The sequence below is a fragment of the Pseudonocardia sp. genome, from assembly GCF_035305885.1.
Classification (GTDB): Bacteria; Actinomycetota; Actinomycetes; order Mycobacteriales; family Pseudonocardiaceae; genus Pseudonocardia.
Window position 1 is genome coordinate 60957 of the sequence record NZ_DATGOP010000029.1, and the last position, 21878, is coordinate 82834.

General features: G+C 76.8%; 21 protein-coding genes. 8 read left to right on the forward strand and 13 right to left on the reverse strand.

Annotation, left to right across the window (positions count from 1 at the left end; all coding sequences use genetic code 11):
* Nucleotides 1–71 precede the first annotated feature (71 nt).
* Nucleotides 72–2732, reverse strand: coding sequence for a cation-translocating P-type ATPase (locus VKZ81_RS05120; RefSeq protein ID WP_324240239.1), 2661 nt, complete (start codon nucleotides 2730–2732; stop codon nucleotides 72–74).
* An 87-nt stretch (nucleotides 2733–2819) separates the two neighbouring features.
* A complete protein-coding gene (gene pta, locus VKZ81_RS05125; protein WP_324240240.1) occupies nucleotides 2820–4883 on the reverse strand; it encodes a phosphate acetyltransferase in 2064 nt (687 codons plus the stop codon).
* Between the two features lie 149 nt (nucleotides 4884–5032).
* Between pta and VKZ81_RS05130 the strand changes: the two genes are divergently transcribed.
* A complete protein-coding gene (locus tag VKZ81_RS05130; RefSeq protein ID WP_324240241.1) occupies nucleotides 5033–5506 on the forward strand; it encodes an Hsp20/alpha crystallin family protein in 474 nt (157 codons plus the stop codon).
* 133 nt (nucleotides 5507–5639) lie between these two features.
* Here VKZ81_RS05130 and VKZ81_RS05135 read toward each other — a convergent pair whose 3' ends face one another.
* Nucleotides 5640–6467 (reverse strand): hypothetical protein, encoded by an 828-nt coding sequence (locus VKZ81_RS05135; protein ID WP_324240242.1) that lies wholly within the window; start codon nucleotides 6465–6467, stop codon nucleotides 5640–5642.
* Nucleotides 6468–6656: 189 nt separating this feature from the next.
* On the opposite strand from VKZ81_RS05135, the gene VKZ81_RS05140 reads away from it, so the two are divergent.
* The 3 genes from VKZ81_RS05140 to VKZ81_RS05150 all read left to right on the forward strand — a co-directional run bounded on the left by VKZ81_RS05140 (nucleotide 6657) and on the right by VKZ81_RS05150 (nucleotide 10046).
* Complete coding sequence (locus VKZ81_RS05140) at nucleotides 6657–8147, forward strand: bifunctional aminoglycoside phosphotransferase/ATP-binding protein (protein WP_324240243.1); 1491 nt, start codon at nucleotides 6657–6659, stop codon at nucleotides 8145–8147.
* Between the two features lie 134 nt (nucleotides 8148–8281).
* Nucleotides 8282–8935, forward strand: a complete 654-nt coding sequence (locus tag VKZ81_RS05145; RefSeq protein WP_324240244.1) for a response regulator transcription factor — start codon at nucleotides 8282–8284, stop codon at nucleotides 8933–8935.
* Nucleotides 8936–9059: 124 nt separating this feature from the next.
* Complete coding sequence (locus VKZ81_RS05150) at nucleotides 9060–10046, forward strand: Acg family FMN-binding oxidoreductase (protein WP_324240245.1); 987 nt, start codon at nucleotides 9060–9062, stop codon at nucleotides 10044–10046.
* A 21-nt stretch (nucleotides 10047–10067) separates the two neighbouring features.
* On the opposite strand, the gene VKZ81_RS05155 is transcribed toward VKZ81_RS05150, so the two are convergent.
* On the reverse strand, nucleotides 10068–10652 hold the full coding sequence (locus VKZ81_RS05155) for an Rv1733c family protein (protein WP_324240246.1): 585 nt from the start codon (nucleotides 10650–10652) through the stop codon (nucleotides 10068–10070).
* A gap of 204 nt (nucleotides 10653–10856) precedes the next feature.
* Here VKZ81_RS05155 and VKZ81_RS05160 point away from each other — a divergent pair, with 204 nt between their 5' ends.
* The 3 genes from VKZ81_RS05160 to VKZ81_RS05170 are packed head-to-tail and all read left to right on the forward strand — an operon-like array spanning nucleotide 10857 to nucleotide 13544.
* Nucleotides 10857–11855, forward strand: a complete 999-nt coding sequence (locus VKZ81_RS05160; RefSeq protein WP_324240247.1) for an Acg family FMN-binding oxidoreductase — start codon at nucleotides 10857–10859, stop codon at nucleotides 11853–11855.
* A gap of 7 nt (nucleotides 11856–11862) precedes the next feature.
* The gene (locus VKZ81_RS05165) at nucleotides 11863–12567 is read left to right on the forward strand and encodes a universal stress protein (RefSeq protein ID WP_324240248.1); all 705 of its coding nucleotides are present in this window, start codon (nucleotides 11863–11865) and stop codon (nucleotides 12565–12567) included.
* Nucleotides 12564–13544: an Acg family FMN-binding oxidoreductase gene (locus VKZ81_RS05170; protein ID WP_324240249.1), complete on the forward strand. Its 981-nt coding sequence runs from the start codon at nucleotides 12564–12566 to the stop codon at nucleotides 13542–13544. The genes VKZ81_RS05165 and VKZ81_RS05170 overlap by 4 nt, the downstream gene beginning before the upstream one ends.
* Before the next feature lie 24 nt (nucleotides 13545–13568).
* Here VKZ81_RS05170 and VKZ81_RS05175 read toward each other — a convergent pair whose 3' ends face one another.
* On the reverse strand, nucleotides 13569–14456 hold the full coding sequence (locus VKZ81_RS05175; RefSeq protein WP_324240250.1) for a universal stress protein: 888 nt from the start codon (nucleotides 14454–14456) through the stop codon (nucleotides 13569–13571).
* 173 nt (nucleotides 14457–14629) lie between these two features.
* Here VKZ81_RS05175 and VKZ81_RS05180 point away from each other — a divergent pair, with 173 nt between their 5' ends.
* Nucleotides 14630–15094 (forward strand): pyridoxamine 5'-phosphate oxidase family protein, encoded by a 465-nt coding sequence (locus VKZ81_RS05180; RefSeq protein ID WP_324240251.1) that lies wholly within the window; start codon nucleotides 14630–14632, stop codon nucleotides 15092–15094.
* Here the strand turns inward: VKZ81_RS05180 and VKZ81_RS05185 are convergent.
* The 8 genes from VKZ81_RS05185 to eda form a co-directional block, all read right to left on the reverse strand.
* Nucleotides 15085–16500 carry a DUF4389 domain-containing protein gene (locus tag VKZ81_RS05185; RefSeq protein WP_324240252.1) on the reverse strand — a complete coding sequence of 472 codons (1416 nt, stop codon included), beginning with the start codon at nucleotides 16498–16500 and terminating at the stop codon, nucleotides 15085–15087. The two genes, VKZ81_RS05180 and VKZ81_RS05185, sit on opposite strands and share 10 nt — an antisense overlap.
* A gap of 175 nt (nucleotides 16501–16675) precedes the next feature.
* Nucleotides 16676–17074 (reverse strand): VOC family protein, encoded by a 399-nt coding sequence (locus VKZ81_RS05190; RefSeq protein ID WP_324240253.1) that lies wholly within the window; start codon nucleotides 17072–17074, stop codon nucleotides 16676–16678.
* A complete protein-coding gene (locus tag VKZ81_RS05195; protein WP_324240254.1) occupies nucleotides 17058–17513 on the reverse strand; it encodes a MarR family winged helix-turn-helix transcriptional regulator in 456 nt (151 codons plus the stop codon). The genes VKZ81_RS05190 and VKZ81_RS05195 overlap by 17 nt, the downstream gene beginning before the upstream one ends.
* A 30-nt stretch (nucleotides 17514–17543) precedes the next feature.
* Nucleotides 17544–18014: a cupin domain-containing protein gene (locus VKZ81_RS05200; RefSeq protein WP_324240255.1), complete on the reverse strand. Its 471-nt coding sequence runs from the start codon at nucleotides 18012–18014 to the stop codon at nucleotides 17544–17546.
* 47 nt (nucleotides 18015–18061) lie between these two features.
* Nucleotides 18062–19051: a helix-turn-helix domain-containing protein gene (locus VKZ81_RS05205; RefSeq protein ID WP_324240256.1), complete on the reverse strand. Its 990-nt coding sequence runs from the start codon at nucleotides 19049–19051 to the stop codon at nucleotides 18062–18064.
* 82 nt (nucleotides 19052–19133) lie between these two features.
* The gene (locus VKZ81_RS05210) at nucleotides 19134–20159 is read right to left on the reverse strand and encodes a methyltransferase (RefSeq protein ID WP_324240257.1); all 1026 of its coding nucleotides are present in this window, start codon (nucleotides 20157–20159) and stop codon (nucleotides 19134–19136) included.
* A 77-nt stretch (nucleotides 20160–20236) separates the two neighbouring features.
* On the reverse strand, nucleotides 20237–21097 hold the full coding sequence (locus tag VKZ81_RS05215; protein WP_324240258.1) for an SIS domain-containing protein: 861 nt from the start codon (nucleotides 21095–21097) through the stop codon (nucleotides 20237–20239).
* A gap of 22 nt (nucleotides 21098–21119) precedes the next feature.
* On the reverse strand, nucleotides 21120–21761 hold the full coding sequence (eda, locus tag VKZ81_RS05220) for a bifunctional 4-hydroxy-2-oxoglutarate aldolase/2-dehydro-3-deoxy-phosphogluconate aldolase (RefSeq protein WP_324240259.1): 642 nt from the start codon (nucleotides 21759–21761) through the stop codon (nucleotides 21120–21122).
* Between the last annotated feature and the right edge of the window lie 117 nt (nucleotides 21762–21878).

Genomic DNA, 21878 nt, shown 5'->3' on the forward strand with positions numbered 1-21878 from the left:
CCTCGGCCTTGGCGGTCTTCGAAGTTGCGAACGTTAGCAACTGCTGAAGACGCTCCGATCACCGGATCGGGCTACCCGGTGCCGACGCGGCGCGCCCACCACTTCTCGACCGCGACGATCGGCACGACCACCGCGCCCGCGGCGGCGGCCAGCGCCCACTGCGCCGGCGTGAGGTCGGCGGTGCGGAACACCGCCTGCGCCACCGGCAGGTGCACCACGGCCGCCTGCAGCACCAGCAGGACCGCGATGCCGACGAAGACCCACCGGTTGGACGCCCATCCGACGGTGCGCAGCGGCGCGGTGCGGGTACGGCACATCACGAGGTAGAAGATCTGGAAGAACGCGATCGAGGTGACCGCGAGGGTCTGGGCCTGCGCCACGCCGTCGCCGCGGGCGAGCAGGAACAGCGCGATCGCGACCGCGGCCATGAGCGCGCCGACCCAGATCGTGCGCGTGACGACGAACCGCGACAGCAGCGGCTCGTCGCGCCGCCGCGGCGGCCGCTCCATCGCCCCCGGCTCGAGCACCTCGAACGCGATCGGCAGGGCCAGCGACACGGTCGCCACGAGGTTGATCCACAGGATCTGCACCGGCTCGATCGGCAGCACCGGCACTCCGCCGACCACGGGGAACGCGAGCACCGCGACGAGGACGACGAGCGCCTCGCCGCCGTTGGTGGGCAGCGCGAAGGCCAGCGCCTTGATGAGGTTGTCGTAGACGCGCCTGCCCTCCTCGACGGCGGCGCGGATGGTGGCGAAGTCGTCGTCGCCGAGGACGATGTCGGCGGCCTCCTTCGCGGCCGCGGTGCCGGCACGCCCCATCGCGACCCCGATGTCGGCCTGCCGCAGCGCGGGGGCGTCGTTGACGCCGTCGCCGGTCATCGCCGTCACCGCGCCACCGGCCTGCAGCGCCCGCACCAGCCGCAGCTTGTGCTCGGGGGCGACGCGGGCGAACACGTCGGTCGAGCGCACGCGCTCGCGCAGCTCCTCGTCCGAGCTGCGCTCGATCTCGGCCCCGGTCATCGCGGACGACTCGCCCTCGATGCCCAGGTCGCGGCCGATCGCGGCGGCGGTGGCCGCGTGGTCGCCGGTGATCATCTTGACCCGGATCCCCGCGCGCTTGCAGTCGGCGACGGCGTCGACGACCCCGGGCCGCGGCGGGTCGATCAGGGCGACGAGGCCGAGCAGCTCGAGCCGCCCGCGGTCCAGGACGGCCTCGTCCGCCGCACCGGGCGCGCGGGCGACCGCGAGCACCCGCATGCCGTCGGCGGCGTAGACGTCGAGGGCGCGCTGGGCCGCCGCGGCCACGGCGGGGTCGACGCGGGAGAGCAACACCTCCGGCGCCCCCTTGAGGAACGTCACGGCCGCACCCGCAGGCGTGCTCGCCATGAACCGGCGCTGCGGGTCGAACGGCACGACGGCCCCGGGCGGGCGCTCGGCGAACAGCGCCGCGAGGTCGATCCCGCCGCGCTCGGCGGCCACCAGCAGCGCCCCGTCGGTCGGGTCGCCGAGCACCGTCCGCTCGGCCCCCGCGCCGGACAGGTGCGCCTCGTTCGCGAGCGCGCCCGCCTCGAGCAGCGCCCGGACGGCGTCGTCGAGGCCCGCCGTCGGGGTGCGCACCCGCATCCCCCCGCCCTCGGCGTAGCCGACGCCGGAGAACTCGACCTCGCCGCCGCCGGGCACCCACGCCCGCCGGACCACCATCTCGTTGCGGGTCAGCGTGCCGGTCTTGTCCGTGCAGATGACCGACGTCGACCCGAGCGTCTCCACGGCGGGCAGCTCGCGGACCACCGCGCGGCGCCGCGCCATCCGCCGGACGCCGATGGCGAGCGCGATCGTCACGATCGCGGGCAGGCCCTCCGGGATCGCCGCGACGGCCAGCGTGATCGCGGCGAGGACGGCGTCGGCGGGCGGGTAGCCGCGCAGCAGCGCCACCGCGAGCAGCACGGCGGCGACCGCGCCGATCGCCCGCGTGACCAGCGCGCCGAGCCGGTCCATGGCGGCCGTGAGCGGCGTCCGGGTGACCTCGATGCCGCCGAGCAGGCCGGAGATGCGGCCGAGCTCGGTGCGGTCGCCCGTCTCCACGACGACCGCCTCGGCGGCGCCCGAGGTCACGATGGTGCCGCCGTGCAGCATCGAGCGCCGCTCCCCCAGCTCGGCGTGCGGCTCGACGGCGACCGGGTCCTTGTCGACCGGCACCGACTCGCCGGTGAGCGCGGACTCGTCGGCCCGCAGCCCGTGCGCCTGCAGCACGCGCAGGTCCGCGGCCACCCGGACGCCCGCCTCGACGGCGACCACGTCCCCGGGCACGAGATCCTCGGCCGGGGCGTTCGTCCACCGCCCGTCCCGGCGCACCCTGGCCGGCTCCGAGACCAGCCGGGCGAGCGCCCGGATCGCGCGGCCCGCGCGGTACTCCTGCACGAACCCGATCACCGCGTTGAGCACGACGACGCCGAGCACGACGGCACCGTCGGCGACGTCGCCGAGCGCCAAGGCGATGCCCGCGGAGATCAGCAGGGCGTAGATCAGGGGGCTGGCGAGCTGGCGGGCGAGCACGGCCCACGCCGACGGGCCCTCCTGCCGGGTGAGCCGGTTGGGCCCGTGGTGGCGCAGCCTGCGCTCGGCCTCGGCGCTGGTCAGACCGCCCGGGTGGCTGCCGAGGCGGGCAAGGGCCTCGTCCGCGCTCACCGCGTGCCACGCCGGGCGTGCGGGATCACGGACGGTCGGCTGCACGCCTCCGACGATCCCCGCCCGCCCGGCGCGCGCTCCAGGGCCGGACGTCGGCGCGGGTACCGCCGTTCGGCCCGGGTCGGCGGGCGGTCAACGGGCCTGGATGGCGGTGATCGCGATCGTGTTGACGATGTCGGTGACGGTCGCGCCGCGGGACAGGTCGTTCACCGGCCGCGCGAGCCCCTGCAGCACCGGCCCGATCGCGACCGCGCCCGCGCTGCGCTGCACGGCCTTGTAGGTGTTGTTGCCGGTGTTGAGGTCGGGGAACACCAGCACCGTCGCGCGGCCCGCGACCGGGCTGCCCGGCAGCTTGGTGCGCGCCACCTCGGGGTCGACGGCCGCGTCGTACTGCACCGGGCCCTCGACGGGCAGGTCGGGGGCGCGCTCGCGGACCAGCGCGGTGGCCCGGCGCACGTGGTCGACGTCGCTGCCCGAACCGGACTCCCCGGTCGAGTACGACAGCATCGCCACCCGCGGCTCGATCCCGAACATCTCGGCCGTGCCCGCGGCGGAGATCGCGATGTCGGCGAGCTGTTCGGCGGTGGGGTTCGGCACCACGGCGCAGTCGGCGTAGACCAGCACCCGGTCGGACAGGCACATGAGGAAGGCGCTGGACACCAGCGACACCCCGGGTGCGGTGCGGATCACCTCGAACGCCGGCCGGATGGTGTGCGCGGTGGTGTGCGCGGCGCCGGAGACCAGGCCGTCGGCGTGGCCCTGGCGCACCATCATCGTCCCGAAGTAGGTCGGGTCGGCCATCAGGTCGAGCGCCACCGGCACCGCCACCCCCCGGTGCCGGCGCAGGTCGGCGTAGGCCTGGGCGAACGGCTCGCGCCACGGCGAGGTCACCGGGTCGACCACCCGCGCCGCCGAGGTGTCCACCCCCAGCGCCGCGGCCCGCGACCGCACCTCGTCCTCGCGACCGAGCAACGTGAGGTCCGCGACGCCGCGCAGCAGCACCTGCTCGGCGGCCTGCAGGATCCGATCCTCGGTGCCCTCGGGCAGCACGATGTGCCGCCGGTGCGCGCGGGCACGCTCCAGCAGCTGCTGCTGGAACATGAGCGGGGTCGTCCGGGTGGGCCGGGCGACGGCGAGCCGCGCGCGCAGCCGCTCGTGGTCGACGTTGTCCTCGAACAGCGCGATGGCCGTGGCGACCTTGCGCGCGCTGTCGGCGGTGATCGCGCCGCGCACCTCGCGGACGGCGGTGGCCGTGTCGAACGTGTCGGTGTCGACCGCGAGCACCGGGATGCCCGCCTCCTCGAACCCGGGGGCGAGCCGGCGCACCGGCTCGGTGACCATCCCCCCGGACAGCAGCAGCCCGGCCACCGACGGGTACCCGGCGGACGCGCGCGCGGCGAGGATCCCCGCGACGATGTCGGCGCGGTCCCCCGGCGTGATCACCAGGTCTCCCTCGGCGATGCGGTCGAGGAAGGCGGGCAGGCCCATCGCGCCGACGATGATCCGCGTGACCTCGCGCGGGGCGGCGGGCGCGACGACCGGGCGGGCCCCCAGCCGGTCGGCGATCTCGGTGACGGTCGGCGCGGCCAGCAGCGCCACCTCGGGCAGCACGCCCCACACCAGGTCTCCCACCGCATCGGGCATGCCGGCGCGCACCGCGTCGACCTCGGCGGCGGGGACGCGGTTGGCGAGCACGCCCAGCACCGCGCAGCCGCGGTCGGCGAGCACCGCGACGCCCTGGTGGGCTGCCCGCAGCACCTGGTCCGCGCGGCGGGCGCGGCCGCCGACCACCAGCAGGACCGGCGCGGCGAGGTTGCGGGCGACGTCGACGTTGAGGTCCAGCTCGACCAGCGGGGACGCGGAGGTGAAGTCGCTGCCCTCCAGCAGCACGACGTCGGCGTCGGCGCCCACCCGCGCGCACCCGTCCAGCACGCGGGCGAGCAGCTGCTCGTACTCGTCGCGCGCGTCAGGGAGGTCGTCGGCGGTCAGCGCGAACGACTCGGCGTAGGCCTGCCCCAGCCGGTAGCGGCAGCGGACGAGCTCGACGTCCGGGTCCGGCGGGTCGGCGGCCGCGACCAGCGGCCGGAACAGCGCCATCCGACCCGCGTGCCGCGACAGCACCTCGGCCAGGCCGAGCACCACCGCCGACTTCCCGGTGCCGGCCTCCACCGCCATCACGTACACGTGCCGGGCCACGGACCCATCATCGACCGGCGGACGACGGTCCGCCCGGTTCGCGGTCTCCCGGCCGCCGCCCGCGGGTCGAAGGACCCTGCCCGCTCCCCGCGCTGCGCGGCACCGTCGCTGGTGCAAGGCAAGCAGACGCCGAGGGAAGGACACGGCACATGGGCAGCCTGATTCGGCGGGACCGCGGCGCGGACGCCGCCGGCCGGTTCAACCGGATGGACCGCATCTTCGACGAGTGGATGCGCTCGTTCCCGATGCGCAGGCCGTTCGGCTTCGCGTGGGACTGGCCGGGCGAGGACCTCATCCGCGTCGACGAGTACCGCGACGGTGACACCGAGGTGATCCGCGCCGAGCTGCCGGGCATCGACCCGGAGCGCGACGTCGAGCTCACCGTGGCCGACGGCATGCTCCGGATCAACGCGGAGCGGCGGATCGAGGACCGCACCGAGGACAAGGGCTACCTGCGGCACGAGCTGCGCTACGGCAGCATGAGCCGCACCCTGCCCCTGCCCGACGGGGTGAACGAGTCCGACATCAAGGCCACCTACAAGGACGGCATCCTGGAGATCCGCATCCCGGTTCCGCAGCGGGCCGAGACCCCGCCGACCAAGATCAAGGTCAAGCGGGCCTGACCACCCGCACGCACACGAGGAGGGCCCGTCCGATCCGGACGGGCCCTCCTCGTGTGCGTCTTCAGTGCCTGTCCCTGTCTCAGCGCCTGTCTCAGTGAGCCTGTCTCGGTGAGCCTGTCTCGGTGAGCCTGTCTCAGTGGGTGCCGGTGTCGACGTGGACCAGCAGGCGCGGGACCACGCCCAGGGCGTCGCGCCACCGCGGGCACGCGCCCGTCGCCGCCAACTCGACCGGGCCGGCCAGCACCGTTCCCGTCCAGCCGAGGGCCGTGGCCGTCCACAGCAGCCGCTGCAGGGCCGCACCCGCCCGCAGATCGCCCGCGGGCGGATCGTGGTCGGCGCCGAGCAGGGCCACGATGCCCCCGGGCGGGACGGCGTCGGCGTCGACGGGGATCAGCGACAGCAGCCGGTCGCGCTCCTCGGCGGTGACCGCCGTGCGCAGCCGGACCCCCTCGGTGTCGGCGGCGGTGCGCAGCAGGCCGCGCGTGGCCGTGACCGGGGCCGGGGCGCCCGGGCGGGCCGCGGAGCGCGCGATCCCCGCGGTGAGCAGCACCCGCTCCACCCGCGTCGGGGCGGCAGCCATCCCCGTGCGCACGACGGCGAGGACGCTGCGGGCGTGGCCGCCCGGTAGCAGGCTGGTGACCGGCCGGAACCCGGCCCACGCCACCGCCAGCCGGACGGACAGGACGGCGGCGCCCGCGGCCACCCGGGTCGCCGCGGCGACCGGGCCCGCCACGTGCGGGGTACCCGCGCCGTGCACCGCCGTCATCGAGCGGTCTCCGGTGACCCACCAGCGCCGAGCGCCCGGGATCACGTGCGACGACGCCGCGGCGCGCAGCGCCTCCAGTACCGGTCCCGGCACCCCCAGGACCCGGACCTCCGGCTCGGTGGTCGGCTCCGCGGCAACCACGGAGTAGAGCGCCGGGTCGACGGAGGCCGCGAATGCAGCATGTTCGGCCGTCACGCTGCCAGGTTGGCCGCCGGGGCGGCGCCGCGACGACGGTCGCACGGCCCCGCCGGCCCGGGCCGTTCGTCGGTCCGTCGGCCGGCCCCGGCGCGACCTCGGCCCGCCCGGGTACGGGTCCTCCGCCCCTGCCGGCGGCCGCCCGCGCGACGCAGCCTGGGGCCACGGACCCGAGACGAGGAGATCCACGTGGCCACAGGCGAGGATGGAGAGCAGCACGCGGCGGTCCACGAGACCCACGTCGGGGTCGTGCTGCTGCTCGGCGACCGCGCGTACAAGCTGAAGAAGCCGGTGCGCACGTCGTTCCTGGACTTCGGCACGCCCGAGCGGCGGCTCGCCGCGCTGCGCCGCGAGCTGGCGCTCAACCGCAGGCTCGCCCCCGACGTCTACCTCGGGCTCTCCCGGCTGTCGGCGCCGTCGGCCACCGGCGAGCCGGGCGACGACGGCGGGGCCGAGCCCCTGCTCGTCATGCGCCGGATGCCCGCGGCGCGGCGGCTGTCGACGCTGGTGCGCCGCGGCGCCGACGTCGACGCCTCCTTGCGCGCGCTGGCCCGCCTGATGGCCGCCTTCCACGCGCGCGCCGAGCGAGGGCCGCGGATCGCGCTCGAGGGCGACCGGGAGGCGCTGCGCGCCCGCTGGCTCGCCAACACCGAGGAGCTGCGCCGCCACGAGCCCGACCTGTTCCCCGCGGGGTCGGCGGACGAGGTCGACCGGCTCGTCACCCGGTTCCTGGCCGGCCGGGGCCCGCTGTTCGCCGAGCGGCTCGCCGACGACCGGATCGTCGACGGGCACGGCGACCTCATCGCCGGGGACGTGTTCTGCCTCGACGACGGCCCGCGGGTGCTGGACTGCCTGGAGTTCGACGACCATCTGCGGTTCGTCGACGCGCTCGACGACGTCGCGTTCCTCGCCATGGACCTGGAGCGGCTCGGGCGGCCCGACCTCGGCGAGCGGTTCCTCGACCTCTACGTCGCGTTCTCCGGCGACCGCGCCCCGGCGTCGCTGCGCCACCACTACACCGCCTACCGGGCGGGGGTGCGGGCGAAGGTCGCGTGCATCCGCCACGCCCAGGGCGACCCGGACGCGGGCGCCGAGGCCGCGCACCACCTCGCCATCGCGCTGCGCCACCTGCGCGAGGGCGCCCCGCGCCTGGCCCTGGTGGGTGGCCTGCCCGGCACCGGGAAGACCACGCTGGCCGGGGCGCTCGCCGACCGGTTCGGCGCCGTGGTGCTCTCCAGCGACCGCATCCGCAAGGAGCTGGCCGGCATCGACCCGACCCGCTCGGCCGCCGCCCCGTTCGGCGCGGGCATCTACGCCCCCGAGCGCACCGAGGAGCTCTACGCCGAGCTGGTGCACCGCGCCGAGGAGCTGCTCCGCCGGGGCGAGTCGGTGGTGCTCGACGCGTCGTGGACGTCCGCGACCCGCCGGGCCGCAGCAGTCGCGGTCGCCCGCCGCACGAGCAGCGAGCTGCTGCAGCTGGAGTGCCGGGCCGACGCCGCGACGACCGCCCGCCGCATCGCCGCCCGCCGCGGCGGCCCGTCCGACGCGACGGTGCAGGTCGCCACGCTGATGGCGGACGCGGCCGACCCGTGGCCGGAGGCCGTCGCCGTCGACACGGCGGGCCCGGTGGAGCACGCGCTGGAGCGGGCCGGGCACCTGTGGCGGCACGCGGCGGGTTGACCGCCGGTCAGTGACGATCGGGCCGATCCGAACAGGGCCGTTCGGCCCCCTTTCGTGGGCCGACTGCGGCTCGCGCGAGGGGGTACCCGCGACTACCGTCGTCGCTGTCCCACCGGATCGAAAGGCCTACCGCCGTGACCATCTCCGTGTTCCTGCTCGACGACCACGAGATCGTCCGGCGCGGGATCGCCCAGCTGCTCGAGGGCCACGATGACATCACGGTCGCGGGCGAGGCGAGCACGGCCGCGCAGGCGCTGGCCCGGATCCCCGCCCTGCGCCCCGACGTCGCCATCCTCGACGTCCGCCTGCCGGACGGTGACGGCGTCACCGTCTGCCGCGACATCCGCTCGGCCGTCACCCCGCCGCCGGCGTGCCTGATGCTCACCTCCTACGCCGACGACGAGGCGTTGTTCGGCGCGATCATGGCGGGAGCCTCGGGTTACCTGCTCAAGCAGGTCACCGGCGTCGACCTCATCGGAGCCGTCCGGACGATCGCGGCGGGCGGGTCGCTGCTCGACCCCAAGGCCACCGCGGCGGTGCTGGAGCGGCTGCGCAAGGGCGACGAGCCCGTCGACCCGCGCTACGAGTCGCTGTCCCCGCAGGAGCGGCGCATCCTCCACCTGATCGCCGACGGCCTGACCAACCGGCAGATCGGGGCGGAGATGTACCTGGCCGAGAAGACCGTGAAGAACTACGTGTCGTCGCTTCTGCACAAGCTCGGCTTCTCGCGCCGCACCGAGGCCGCGGTCTACGCCGCCGAGCTGCGCAAGAACGGCGGCTACCGCTGACCGTCGCTGGTCCGCCACCTGAGGGGCCGTTCGCCCGTACCGCGGCCGCCGTCGCGGGGTGAGGGTGGGCGCGCGAGCGCGGGCACAAGGGCCCGCGCTCCCGAGCGACGGCTGGATGTGACCGATGACGACCGCATTCCCCGAGACCCTCGGCCTCGCCCCCGACCGGGTCGAAGCGCTTCTGGTGACCGTCGGGCAGGCGCCGTCGCTGCACAACGCGCAACCCTGGCGGTTGCGGCTGGAACCGGCCGCCATCGAGCTGTACGCCGATCCGGAGCGCAGGCTCCCCGCCGTCGACCCGGAGGACCGCGAGCTGCGCATGGGCTGCGGCGCCGCCCTGTACAACCTGCGGCTAGCGCTGCTCGGCGACGGGATCCGGCCGGAGGTCACCGTCCTGCCCGACCCGGACCGGCCGGACCTGATCGCCGTGGTCCGCCACGGCGGGACCACCACGGCGACCCCCGAGCAGCTGCGGCTGCTGCGCGCCGTGCCGCTGCGCCGCACGAACCGCCATCCCTTCACCGACGAGCCGGTGGACCCGCCCGCCCGGGCGGCGCTGCGCCGCGCGGCGCTCGAGGAGGGCGCCCGGCTGGACATGGTCGACGACCCGGGCCTGCGCCGGGTGTTGCGCGAGATCGCCGCCCGCGCCCACCGCGCCCAGCTGGCCGACCCCGAGTTCCGGGCCGAGTTCGCCCGCTGGACGGCCCGCGCGGACGACGAGGCCGAAGGGGTCCCCGCGATCGCGGGCGCGCCCGCCGAACCGCACGACCGCTGGGTGCTGCGCGACTTCACCGGCGGGACCCGGCCCGGGCGACAACCCGGCAAGGACTTCGAGGAGGAGCCGCTCATCGCGGTGCTGACCGCGCACCTGCCCGGCCGCGCCGCGGACGTGCAGGCCGGTCAGGCGCTGCAGCGGGTCCTGCTCACCGCCACCGCGGAGGGCCTGGCCACCTCCTTCCTCTCCCACGTGGTGGAGGTGCCGCACGCCCGCGAGGAGGTGCGGCGCCTCGTCCGCGGCACGCGGGCCCCGCACGCCGTGCTGCGCATCGGCCACGGCTGGCCGGTGCCCCCGACGCGCCGGCGCGACCCGGCCGACCTCATCGCCCGGTAGCCGTCGCCCGGGGGCGGCGGGTCACAGGAGGGTGCGGCGCCACGTCGGCTCGACCCGCGCCCACTCCTCCTCCCACCGCCGCGCCGTGTACCGCGCCGTGAGGTGGCGGACGCCGAGCCACGCGACGAACAGGGGCGTCCACCCCGCGCACACCACCCCGATCGCTGCCACGAACCCGCCGATCACGGGGCTGGCCGGGTGCGCAGGGGCCGTGGTGGGCTCGCCGTCGGGGCCGATCCACACGGCCACCTCGGTGCCCGCGGGCTGCGAGCGCAGCGGCTGCACCTTGCCGACGTGCTCGCGCCCGTCGCGGTCGACCCAGCGCGCCTCGACCTTGGCGGGCATCCGCGCGTACTCCGCGTACACCACGTGGGCGTCCTCGAGCAGCACGGCGCGCGTGCGCCACGCGGTGTCGGCGGCGCGCTCCGCCCGCTCGGCCTCCCTGGCGTGCACCCCGAACCCGGTCAGCACGGCGAACACGAGCACGAGCAGGGCAGCCCCGGTCAGGAACCACGCGACGGCGTCCTCGACCCGGTCGACGGCGCGGCGCGGGAGCGGCCCGGGGACGGGTGCGCGATCCGGGTCAGGGCACGGATCACGACGCATGGCGACCCCCTCCCTTCACGGTCGGTGTGGGAACACTGCTCCGGCGGGCGGCCTGCGCGGAAGCGCCGGAGGCCCTGGTCGCGGGGGGCGAGAGTCCTGCCCCGCCGGGACCACCGCCGCTGGCCGGAAGCGCCGGTCCGGGCGGATCGTCGGCGGGGAAGGAGGAACTCCGACCTCCGTCGCCACCGCAACCGAGGAGCAGGGATGACCGAGCGCGTCGCTTCGGGCAGTGCCGATCAGCGCCGGGTCGATCAACGCAGCGTGATCAGCGCGCTGGAGCTGGCGGCGCACGCCCCCTCGGTGCACAACAGCCAGCCGTGGCGGTTCGTCCTCGGGCGGACGACCGTGCACCTGTACGCGGACGTCGACCGGTGGCTGCCCGCGACCGACGCCGACCGCCGCGACCTCGTCCTGAGCTGCGGCATCGTGCTGCACCACATGCGGATCGCGCTGGCCGCCGCGGGGATCCGCGCGACGGTGCACCGGCTGCCGAACCCGGACGAGCCGGACCACCTGGCCGCGCTCGAGCTGTGGCCGGAGCCGCCCGCCGACGCCGACCTCGGGCTCGCGAGCGCCATCCCGCGCAGGCGCACCGACCGCCGCCGCTTCACCGACTGGGAGATCCCGCGGGGTTTCCTCGACGAGCTCGCGGACGCGGCCGCCGGGCACGGCGCGCTGGTGCGGCACGTCGCCGAGGCGCGCGGCCGGTGGCTGCTGCTCGAGGCGATCCGCGAGGCCGCCGAGGCCCAGGCCGCGGACCCGGCGAACCGAACCGAGACGGCGCTGTGGAGCGGCCGCGTCGCCGACGACACCGGCGTGCCCGCCGCCAACCTGCTGCGCGAGCCGGGCGGCACCTCCCGGCGGTTCACCGCGGGCCTGCTCGAGCAGCCCGAGGCCCCCGAGGAGGACGGGGCGGCCCTGCTCGTCCTCGGCACCACCTCCGACGACCGGCTCTCGCAGCTGCGGGCGGGCGAGTCGGCGAGCGCGGTGCTGCTGCGCGCCACCGAGCTGGGTCTCGCGACGTGCCCGCTCAGCCAGCCGCTCGAGGTCGCCGACACGCGGGCCACCATCCGCGACGCGGTGCTGGGCGGGACCCTCTGCCCGCAGCTGCTGCTGCGCGTCGGCTGGGCGCCGCTCGGTTCGGAGCCGCCCCCGACCCCGCGCCGACCGATCGCACAGGTGATCGAGCGGCGGGACGGATGAGCGCGAGATGAACGCGACAACCACCGCACCAGGCGCCGGAACCCGACCGGGCCCCGGCGCGTCACCCGGCGGGACGCTCGTGGTCGTCGGCGACGAGGTCCCCGGCTGGGCGCTGCGCCGCAGCGCCGAGGCCGCCCGGCGGGTCGAGCGGCGGGCCGCCCCCGCGCACCCGGCGGACCCGGCGTCCTGCCGCCGGGTCGAGGAGCTCGCCGAGATCGGCGTCCGCGCCGCCCGCCGCGGCGACCCGGTGCTGGTCCTGCCCGGGCCGCACCGCGGCCGCGCCCGCCCGCCCCGGGTCGTGGCCGCGGTGCGGTCCTTCCCCGACGACGACGGCGTCCTCGCCGAGGCGGCCGCGTGCGCCGGCCACATGGGCGCGGAGCTGGTGGTGGCGCACGGGCTCCCCGCGTCGTTCGGCGAGCACAGCGTCGGCATCGACGCCGCGGCCGGCACCGCGGGCGACCTCCTCGCGGCGGCCGTCCGGGCGGCGACCCGCCGCGCCCCCGGGGTCCGGGTGCGCGGGTGGCTCGCCCGGATGCAGCCGCACGAGCTCGTCGGCGAACGGCTCGACGCGGACCTGCTCGTGCTCGGCGGCCCCCGCCGGGGCGGGCCGCTCGGCCTCGTCGCGCGCAGCGCGCTGTTCCACGCCCCGTGCGCCGTCCTGCTGACCCCACGGGCGCCGGCCCCGGTCGGCGCCGGCGGTGGCATCCGATGACGGCCGCGACGCTCGCCGACGCCGTCACCGACGCCCTCCGCGCGCCGTCGGTGCACAACACCCAGCCCTGGCTGTGGCGGATCGGCCCGGAGGACGTGCAGCTGCACGCCGACCCGCAGCGCCACCTCATCGCCACCGACCCGGACCGCCGCGACCTCGTCATCAGCTGCGGGGCGGCCCTGCACCACCTCCGCGTCGCCCTCGCCGCGCGCGGCCTGCACGCCGAGGTCCACCGCCTCCCCGACGCCGACGACGAGACCCTGCTGGCCACCGTCACCGTGCGGCCGGGCGGCGACCCGGCCGACGCCGAGCTGTTCTGCGCGATCGCGCGGCGCCGGACCGACCGGCGCCGCCTGAGCCGCCGCCCCGTCCCGGCCGACCACCTGCGCGCCCTCGTCGAGCAGGCCGCCCGCAACGGGGCGACGCTGGTCCCGGTGACCCGGCCGCAGGCGCGCGAGCGGCTGCTCGCGACGATCGGGACGGCCGCGCGGCTGCAGAGCGAGGAGGCCGGCTACGCCGCCGAGCTGCGGATGTGGACCCACCGCCTCCCCGGCGGCCACGACGGGGTGCCCGCCACCCACGTCGCCGCGCCACCGGTCGGCGCCACCGCCCCGTCCCCGCTACGCCGCTTCGGCCCCACCGGGCTCGCCCAGCCGACGCAGACGCCGGGCCGCGGCGCGGGCGACGACGGGGCCGAGCTGCTCGTCCTCACCACGGCCGCCGACGGCCCCGTCGACCGCCTGCGCGCCGGTGAGGCGGCCAGCGCGGTCCTGCTCGCGGCGACGAAGCTCGGGCTCGCCACCACCCCGCTCAGCCAGGCCACGGAGATCGACGACACCCGCCTGCGCATCCAGCGGGACGTGCTGGGGGTGCCGGAGCGGCCCCAGCTCGTCATCCGGGTCGGGTGGCCGGCGCAGGGCGCGCCCGAGCTGCCCGCGACGCCCCGCCGCGAGCTGCGCGCTGTGCTGTTGCGCTGACCGAGTTTGCTCCGACCGGGCGCGTCAGGGCCGCACGACGGCGACCGGGCAGGGCGCGCGGTGCACGAGGGCGTTGCCCACCGACCCGAGGACCAGCCCGGGGAACCCGCCCCACCCGTGCGACCCCACGACCACGAGCTGGGCCTGCTGCGCCTGCTCCAGCAGGCGGGGCGCCGGCCGCCCGCGCACCAGGACGCGGCGCACCGGCACGTCCGGGTGCTTGCCCGCCCACCGGGAGAGGTGCTCGGCGAGCCGCCCGTCCAGCGCCCGCAGCTCCTCGTCGGCCACCGCCGCGGGGTCGGCGAACGGGTCGTAGCCGAACGGCGCCGCAACCTCGTGCCACACGTGCACGGCGACCAGTTCCACCCCGCGGCTCGCGGCCGCGTCGAAGGCGAACGCGATCGCCTCCTCGCTCCAGGTGGCCCCGTCGACGCCCACCACGACCGGCAGCCGCTGCTCCTCGCCCGGGTCCCGTTCCTCCCCGCGGACGACGACCACCGGGCACGGCGCGCCGGCGGCGAGCGCGACGCCGACGGACCCGGCGAACAGCCCTTCGACGCGGCCGAACCCCCGGCTGCCCACGACGAGCACCTCCGCGCTGCGCGCCTCCGCTCCGAGCACCGCGCGCGGCGAGCCGACGACCACCTCGGCCTCGACCTCGGTGCACGGCGCCACCCGCAGCGCCTCGGCCCGTGCCTGCGCCAGCTGCGCCTCGGCACGGCCGCGCAGCATCTGGTGGTAGTCGAGGCGGAAGCCGCCCGGCCGTTCGCCCGGCCACCCGAACGCCGTGACCAGCCGCAGCGGGGTGCCGCGGCGCCCGGCCTCTGCCGCGCCCCACCGCACCGCGCGCAGCGCGTGATCCGACCCGTCCACCCCGACGGTGACCGTCCTCCGGCCGACATCCGTGCTCATCGGGCTCCCTCCGCTCGTCCGCCCCCACCGTGGCGCTCCAGCGGGGACGGCCGGTAGCGCCCGCCGCCCCGCCACCGGGGGCCGTTCGCTCGTGCGCGGCCGGGACTTCCGTCCGTCCCCGCGCGGCCCTCCGGCGGGATGACGGGGCCGCCACCGGGCGCGAGGGTGGGGGCGTGACCACCGACCGCGAGCGCGAGGCCGCCGAGATGCAGGTCCTCACCGCTGACGAGTGCTACCGGCTGCTCGCCACGCAGCAGGTCGGCCGGCTCGGCGTCAACGCCGAGCACTACCCGCTGATCCTCCCGGTCAACTACGCCCTGGACCGCGAGGTCATCGTGATGCGGATGGCGCCCGGCACCAAGCTCGCCGCCGCCGACCACGCCAACGTCGCCTTCGAGGTCGACGAGATCGATCAGCGCACCCGCTCCGGCTGGAGCGTGCTGGTGCGCGGGCTCGCCGAGGAGGTCACCCCCGCCCACCGCGCCGAGGTGATCGCCCGCACGCACGGAACCGGCCTGACCACGTGGGCGCCGGGCGAGCACGGCCACTGGGTGCGGCTGATCCCGCAGGCGATCAGCGGGCGGCGCATCGTCCCCGGCCACCTGCTGCCCGCGTTCGAGGACGCGGGCTACCTCTGATCGGCCCGCGGGACGGCGAAGGCCACCAGCAGCGCACCGGCCAGCAGCGCGATCCCGGCGCCGGTGAGCAGCCCGACCCACACCCAGCGCAGCCCCGGCGCGGTCGCCGCGGCCGACAGGTCCGCGACCACGGGCCTGCCCCCGTCGGCGTTCATGACCACCACGCTCCAGCGCCCGTCGGCCGCCCGCCACACGAGCCGCTGCTCCCCGGTGCCCGCGGCCGACGCCGCCCAGAACGGCTGCGCGGCCGGTGGCCCGGCGGGCGGGCCGCCCGTGATGTGCACCTGCACCCCGTGGCCGCCGTCGCCGATGTCGGCGAGGCGGTCGCGGTCGACCGCGCCGAGGTAGCCCGCGACGTCGGCGGCGGGGCCGATCCCGACGAACACCCCCTCCGGGTCCCGGCCCGCCGCGCGGATCCGCAGGTCGCCGAGCACCGCGCCCAGGTCGATGCCGCCCGCGCCGTCCCGCAGCTCGACCGGGTCGAACACCAGCGCGTACCCGCCGGACGTGTACTGCCGGAGGGGGCCACCGATGAAGCCCTCGGCGTCGCGGCCCGCCCGGTCGGCCGCGAGCAGCGCGATCCCACCAGCGGCGGCGCCCACGCCGCCCACCAGCAGCAGCGACCCGAGCACGACCGAGACGATGCGCCCGGCCGTCCACCCCGGCCGCCGCGGCGGGCCCGACGGCGCGGGCGGCGGGCCCTCGGCCACGGCGAGCGCCCCCGGCTCGGCACCGCCCAGGTCCAGCCGGAACGGCGGGTAGGCGTCGGTCATCAGCGCCGCGTAGGCCGCGACCCGCAGCACCCAGCGGTGCATGCCGAGCAGCAGGTCGAACACCCCGCGCGGGTAGCGGCCGGTGAACAGCAGCGCGACGGCGGCGAAGAAGGCGAGCAACCCGATCAGCCCGCCCGCGAACGACCACACGCCGTCGGTGTCGGTCCCGGTCGTCCACGCCCCCGACCGGTGGGCGGCGTAGGTCCCCCCGCCCATGAAGAACGCGATGACCAGGTAGTGCGGCAGCGCGAGCAGCCACCACTTGACCAGCACCAGGCCGCGCGACAGCCGCTCGGGGTAGGCGATCTCGAGCGTCGCCGGGTAGTCGGGCGCCTCCCCGAGCGTGAACGGCGGGTAGCGGTCGGTCCCGAGCGCGCCGTAGGCGTAGTAGCCGACGCGCCACGACCAGCGCAGCACGCCGACGTTGAAGTCGAAGATCGCGCGCGGGTAGCGGCCGGTGACCAGGATCGCGAGGAACGCGACGACGCTGAGCACCGCGAACGCCACCCACAGGAACGCGAGCACCACCGCGTGCGGCAGCACGAGCAGCCACTTCACCAGCCACAGCCACCGGCTCAGCGGGGCGTCCAACCGCGCGGTCACGCGCACCGGGCCGACGGCCTGCGACGTCATGACCCACCACCTCCACGCGCCCCGGCTCCGGCGCCGCACGGCGTGGGGAGATGCTCGGCGGGGGTGAGCGGGCGTTACACGGTCCTCCGGCCCACCGGGAGCGGGCCGGAGGGCCGGGCCGCGGTGGGAGCGGCTTCCGCGGGCGTCAGGAATGTGGCTTTCCTGAAGCGCAGCGTCAGGAATGTGGCTTTCCTGACGTTGAGGGCCGGGCCTTGGTCGGGTCCGCCGAGTAGTCGGTGACGCCCACGACGTTGCCCCACGCGTCCGCGTACTCGACGACCCATCCCGTGCGCACCTCGAACGGCGGCGCGATGGGGGTGAGCGGGCAGCGCCGGGCGAAGGCGCGCGCGTCGGCCACCTCCAGCCAGACCCTCGCCCCGTGCGGGGACGACGATGCGGTCTTGCCGGGGACGCCGCGCACCAGGAGGCCGGGGCGCTCGTCGCCGATCGCGTAGAGGACGATCCCCGCCTCGGGGAGCGCGAACCGCTCCGCCAGGCCCAACGAGCCGTAGTGCGCGCGAGCGGCGGCGAGATCGCCGACGTCGATGAGCACGTTGTCAATCCCGCGGATCATCGGCCCACCTCTCCATCCCGAACAACGACACCGCCTCCTCGAACGCGGCCGCGACGCGGGCCAGCGCCCCGGGGTCGGCGCTCACCGAGCGGAGCCGGCCCGGGCCGACCGGCGGCACGCGCGCGAGCAGTTCCCGCCCCTCCGCCGTCGCCGTGACGAGCCGGCGGCGCCGGTCCGCGGGGTCGGCGCGCAGCGTGACGAGGCCGCGTGCGGCCAGCCGGTCCAGGGCCTGCCCGAGCGTCGCGGGGTGCATGACGAGGTGCTCGCGCAGCTCCTTCATCGGCCAGGTCCCGCGTTCCGCCACGATGCGCAGGAGGGCGAGCTGCTCGCCGGTCACGCCGAACGTGCGCTCGACGTGCCTGCCGAACGCCGCGGTGGCCTGCTGCAGCCGGTACCAGGCCCGGATGAGCCGCAGCGCCTCGGGTGCGGGCGCGTTCACGAGATTATTATGTATCACATAATAACGACGTCAGAGCGCAGGCGGCGGTCCGATGATGTCGATCCCGTAGGCGTCGGCGATCTCGGCCAGCCGCGACGGGTCCTCGCCGCCCGCGGCCGCGGTGAACCGCTCGAACGCGGGCCCGTGGTGCAGGGTCAGGTAGCGGGCGGTCTCGCTGGTGATCACGAAGCCGTGGGGCCGCCCCGCGGGGAGCACCGCGGCGGCGCCCGCGCCGGCCTCGTACTCCTGCCCGTCGACGATCACCCGCAGCGTGCCCTCGAGGACGAGGAAGACCTCCGAGTCGTTGCGGTGCACGTGCATCGGGCTGCCGTGGCCGCGGCCGGCCTCGGTGTCCATGAGGGCGAAGGTGCCCGCGGTGTCGTCCCCGGAGACCCGCACGCGGTAGGACTGCCCCAGGAAGGGGATCGTGCGCTGGGTCTCCGGCGTCGTGAGCACCGGGGTGACGATGCGGGCCGCCGGGTCGGGCTGCGTTCCGGTCATGGGCCTCGAGTCTGCGCCCTCCCCCGCCGGCGCCGCAAAACCGCGCCCTACGGGGTGTGCCCGGTCATCAGCCGCCGGTAGGCGCCGGGCGGGGTGCCATGGGCGGCGCGGAACTGCCGGTGGAAGCCGGTGGCGTCGGTGAACCCCCACCGCGCGGCGATCGCACCGATCGGCCGGTCGGTGAGCGCCGGGTCGGCGAGGTCGCGCCGGCACCGCTCCAGCCGCCTGCCGCGGATCCACGCGGCGACGGTGTGCTGCTCGGGCTCGAACAGCTTGTGCAGCTGCCGCAGCGAGATGTGGTGCGCGGCGGCGATCGCGGCCGGCGTGAGCCCGGGGTCGGCGAGGTGCTGCTCGATGTGGGCGTAGATGCGGCGCAACAGCGCGTTGCGCCGGGCGTCGGGGGGCAGCGCCGGGCGCAGGTCGAGCCGCGCGGCCACCGAGGCGGCGATCAGGTCGACCAGCGCCGCGGAGACCCGGGTGGCGTCGGCCGGGTCGTACGCGTCGGCGTCCTCGGTGATCTGCCGCAGCAGCGTGGACACCAGCGCGGCGGTGCCGTGCCGCCCCGAGAACGGGACGGCCACGACGTCGGCGACCCGGGCGGGCGGAACCGGCAGCGCCACCCGGGGCAGGATCAGCGAGACCACGCGCTTGGCCGACCGGCTGCCGACGATCGCCGACGAGGGCCGGGCCGTGTCGACGATCGCGAAGTCGCCCGGGTCCAGCCGCGCCTGCCGGTCGCCCTGGCTCACGACGAACTCCTCGGCCGCGAGCGGGATCTTGATCTCGTAGCCGTCCGGGCGCCCGGTGTCGCGGGCCGTGCGGCGGGCCTCGCCCGCGGTGGGGACCGGGCTCCCGGCGTAGGACAGGACGGCCACCTCCGCCGGCCCGAGCGCGTGGATCTCGCAGCTGGCCCGGAAGTGCGGGTGCCTGCCGCTGAGCAGGCGCAGGTCGGTGTCGAGCGCGCCGCGGTGGCGGTCCAGCCAGTACTCGAAGCGCACGTCGTCCCGCACGTCCTCGGTGCTGAACCGGACGCCCACGCCGCCGCCTCCTCGGTTCCGGTGGGAGGGGGTCACCCGGTTCGACCGTAGCCCGCCCCGGCACGGGCCGCCCGTCGCAACCTCAGCGGCCGGCTGCAACGGCCTCGACCAGGTCGAAGGGCCCCGCGCGGCCGACGATGCCGGACATGGCGAGCCCGGAGCGCGCGAACAGCTCGCGGAACTCCGCCGCCGTGCGCTGCCGGGCCCCGCGGACGTTCATGACGAGCATCTCCAGGTCCACGAGCTTCGCCTCCGGCGCCGCACCCGTCTCCGGGAGCACCGCCTCGCCGAGCAGCACCCGCCCGCCCGGCTTCATCGCCGCGGCGCAGTTGCGCAGGATGCGCACGGCGCGGTCGTCGTCCCAGTCGTGGACGATGTTGGCGAGCAGGTAGAGATCGCCGCCCGCGGGCACCTCGTCGAAGAAGCTCCCGCCCACGTACTCGCAGCGCCCGCCGAGCCCGGCCGCCTCCACCACCTGTCCGGCCACGACGTCCGGCTGGTCGAACAGCACCCCGCGCAGGCCCGGGTTGGCCGCGAGGATCGCCGCGAGCAGGCCGCCCTGCCCGCCGCCGACGTCCACCACCGTGTCGACCCACCCGAAGTCGTAGACCTCGGCGATCGCGGCCAGGGTGCCGGTCGACGCGGACGTCATCGCGGCGTCGAGGATCCGGCCGTCCTCCGGGTGCGCGCGCCGGTGGTCCCACGGGGTCGCGCCGTGCACCCGCACGAACGCCGACTCCCCGGTCCGCACGCTGTCGACCAGGCCGGTCCACGCCGCGCGGTGGAACGGGCTGCCGATCATGATCGCCCAGTCGCGCAGGGAGCCGGGCTCGTCGCGGCGCAGCAGGTCGCCGAGCGGGGTCGGGGCGAACCGCGCCCCGCCGAGCTCGCCCACCACGCCGAGGTCGGCGAGCACCCGCAGCAGCCGGTGCAGGCTGTCCGCGTCCGCCCCGACGGCGGCCGCGATGTCGTCCACGTGGCGCGGGCCGCCCGCCAGCGCGTCGGCGACCCCCAGCTCGGCCGCGACGCCGACGGCCTGCGCCACCGCTGCACCCCACGTCAGCTGCATCATCTGCGCCCGCAGCGCCCGTGACCCGTCACCCGGCATGGCTGCCACCCTCGCCGCGCCGCGCGGCGCCGTCGATGGATCCGCGTGCACGGGCACCGGCAACGCGCGCACCGGGATCAGGCCCGCTGCGGGTCCTCCAACGCCGCCAGCGCCTCCCCCGCCTCCCGCACCCGCTGCAGGTGCGCGGGGCCGCGGCGGGCCGCGACGGCCGTGGCGAGGACGTCGACGAGCACGAGCCCGGCGAGCCGACCCACCGCGGGCGTGACGGCGTCGCCGGGGTCGTCGAACGCGCGCAGGACGATCGCGACGTCGGCGAGCTCGGCGAGCGGGCCGGGCCCGCCGGTGACGGCGACGACGGCGGCACCCGCGCGCTTCGCCCGCCCGGCGACCTCGACCACCGCGCCCGTGCGCCCGGTGGGGCAGATCGCGACGACCACGTCGCCCGGCCGGCACGCCGCCGCGGTCGCGTACTGCCGGTGCAGGTCGGCGGGGGCGGTGCACGGCACCCCGAACGCGACGGCGTGCCCCGCGGCGTCCTGGGCGACGACTCCGGCGGCGCCGAGGCCCACGAAGTGCACCGCCCGCGCTCCCACCAGCGCGTCGACGGCGGCCGCGAGGGCGGCCGGGTCCAGGCGGCGGCGGGCCCGGTCCAGCCCGCGCAGCGCGTGGCCGAAGATCGCGCCCGCGAGCGCGTCGACCGGGTCGTCGGGCGTGATCGCCGCCTGCGCGGTGGGCGGTCCGAGCACGAGCGCCTGCGCGAGCGCGAGCCGGAAGGCCTGGAAGCCGCCGAAGCCGAGGGCGGTGCAGAACCGCATGACGGTCGGCTCGCTGACGCCCGCGGCCTCGGCGAGGCCCGCCATGGCCATGTGCACGACCGCGCCCGGGTCGGCGAGCACCGCCGCGGCGACCTTCCGCTCGGAGGGCCGCATCCGGTCCTGCCGGTCCGCGATGAGCTCCAGCACGGACTCCCCGGTCATGCCGGCACCCGCGGGCGGGCGGTCACGGTCGCAGCCCGGCGGCCGCCTTCGCCCGCTCGGCGATGGCGTCCCAGCGGCCCGCCGCGATGTCCTCGCGCGGGGCGATCCAGGTGCCGCCCACGGCGAACACGTTCGGCAGCGCCAGGTACTCCCCCACGTTCTCCGGGCGGACCCCGCCCGTGGGCATGAACCGCGCGCCGGTCCAGCCGAACGGCCCGTCGAGCGCCTTCAGCGTCGCGATCCCGCCGTAGGCGCCCGCCGGGAAGAACTTGATGCGCTTCGCACCCGCCTCCAGGCAGGCGCCGACCTCGCTCGGGGTGACCGCGCCGGGCACGAACGGCAGCCCCGCCTCCTCCGCGGCGGCGAGGCACGCGCTCGACGACCCGGGGGAGACGCCGAACCGCGCGCCCGCCTCGGCGGCGGCCGTGACCATGTCCGGCAGCACGAGCGTGCCCGCGCCGAGCAGGAAGTCCGGCAGCTCCGCGGCGATCGCCGCCACCGCGTCGCGCGCGGCGGGCGTGCGGAAGGTGACCTCGACGACCGGCAGCCCCGCCTCGGCCAGCGTGCGGGCGAGCGGCACCGCCGCCGCGGCGTCGTCGATCTCGACGACGGGCACGACCGCGAGGGCCTCCACCGCGGCGAGGACGTCGGACTCGGGTGCCATCAGGGCGGTCCCCTTCCGGTAGCAGCGGCGATCGCTGTAGTTCTACTACAGGGGCTGCCCGTCGGAGCGGCGCCGCTTCCCCGATCCTTGCGCCCGTGGCCGCCGGTCGGCTAGTAC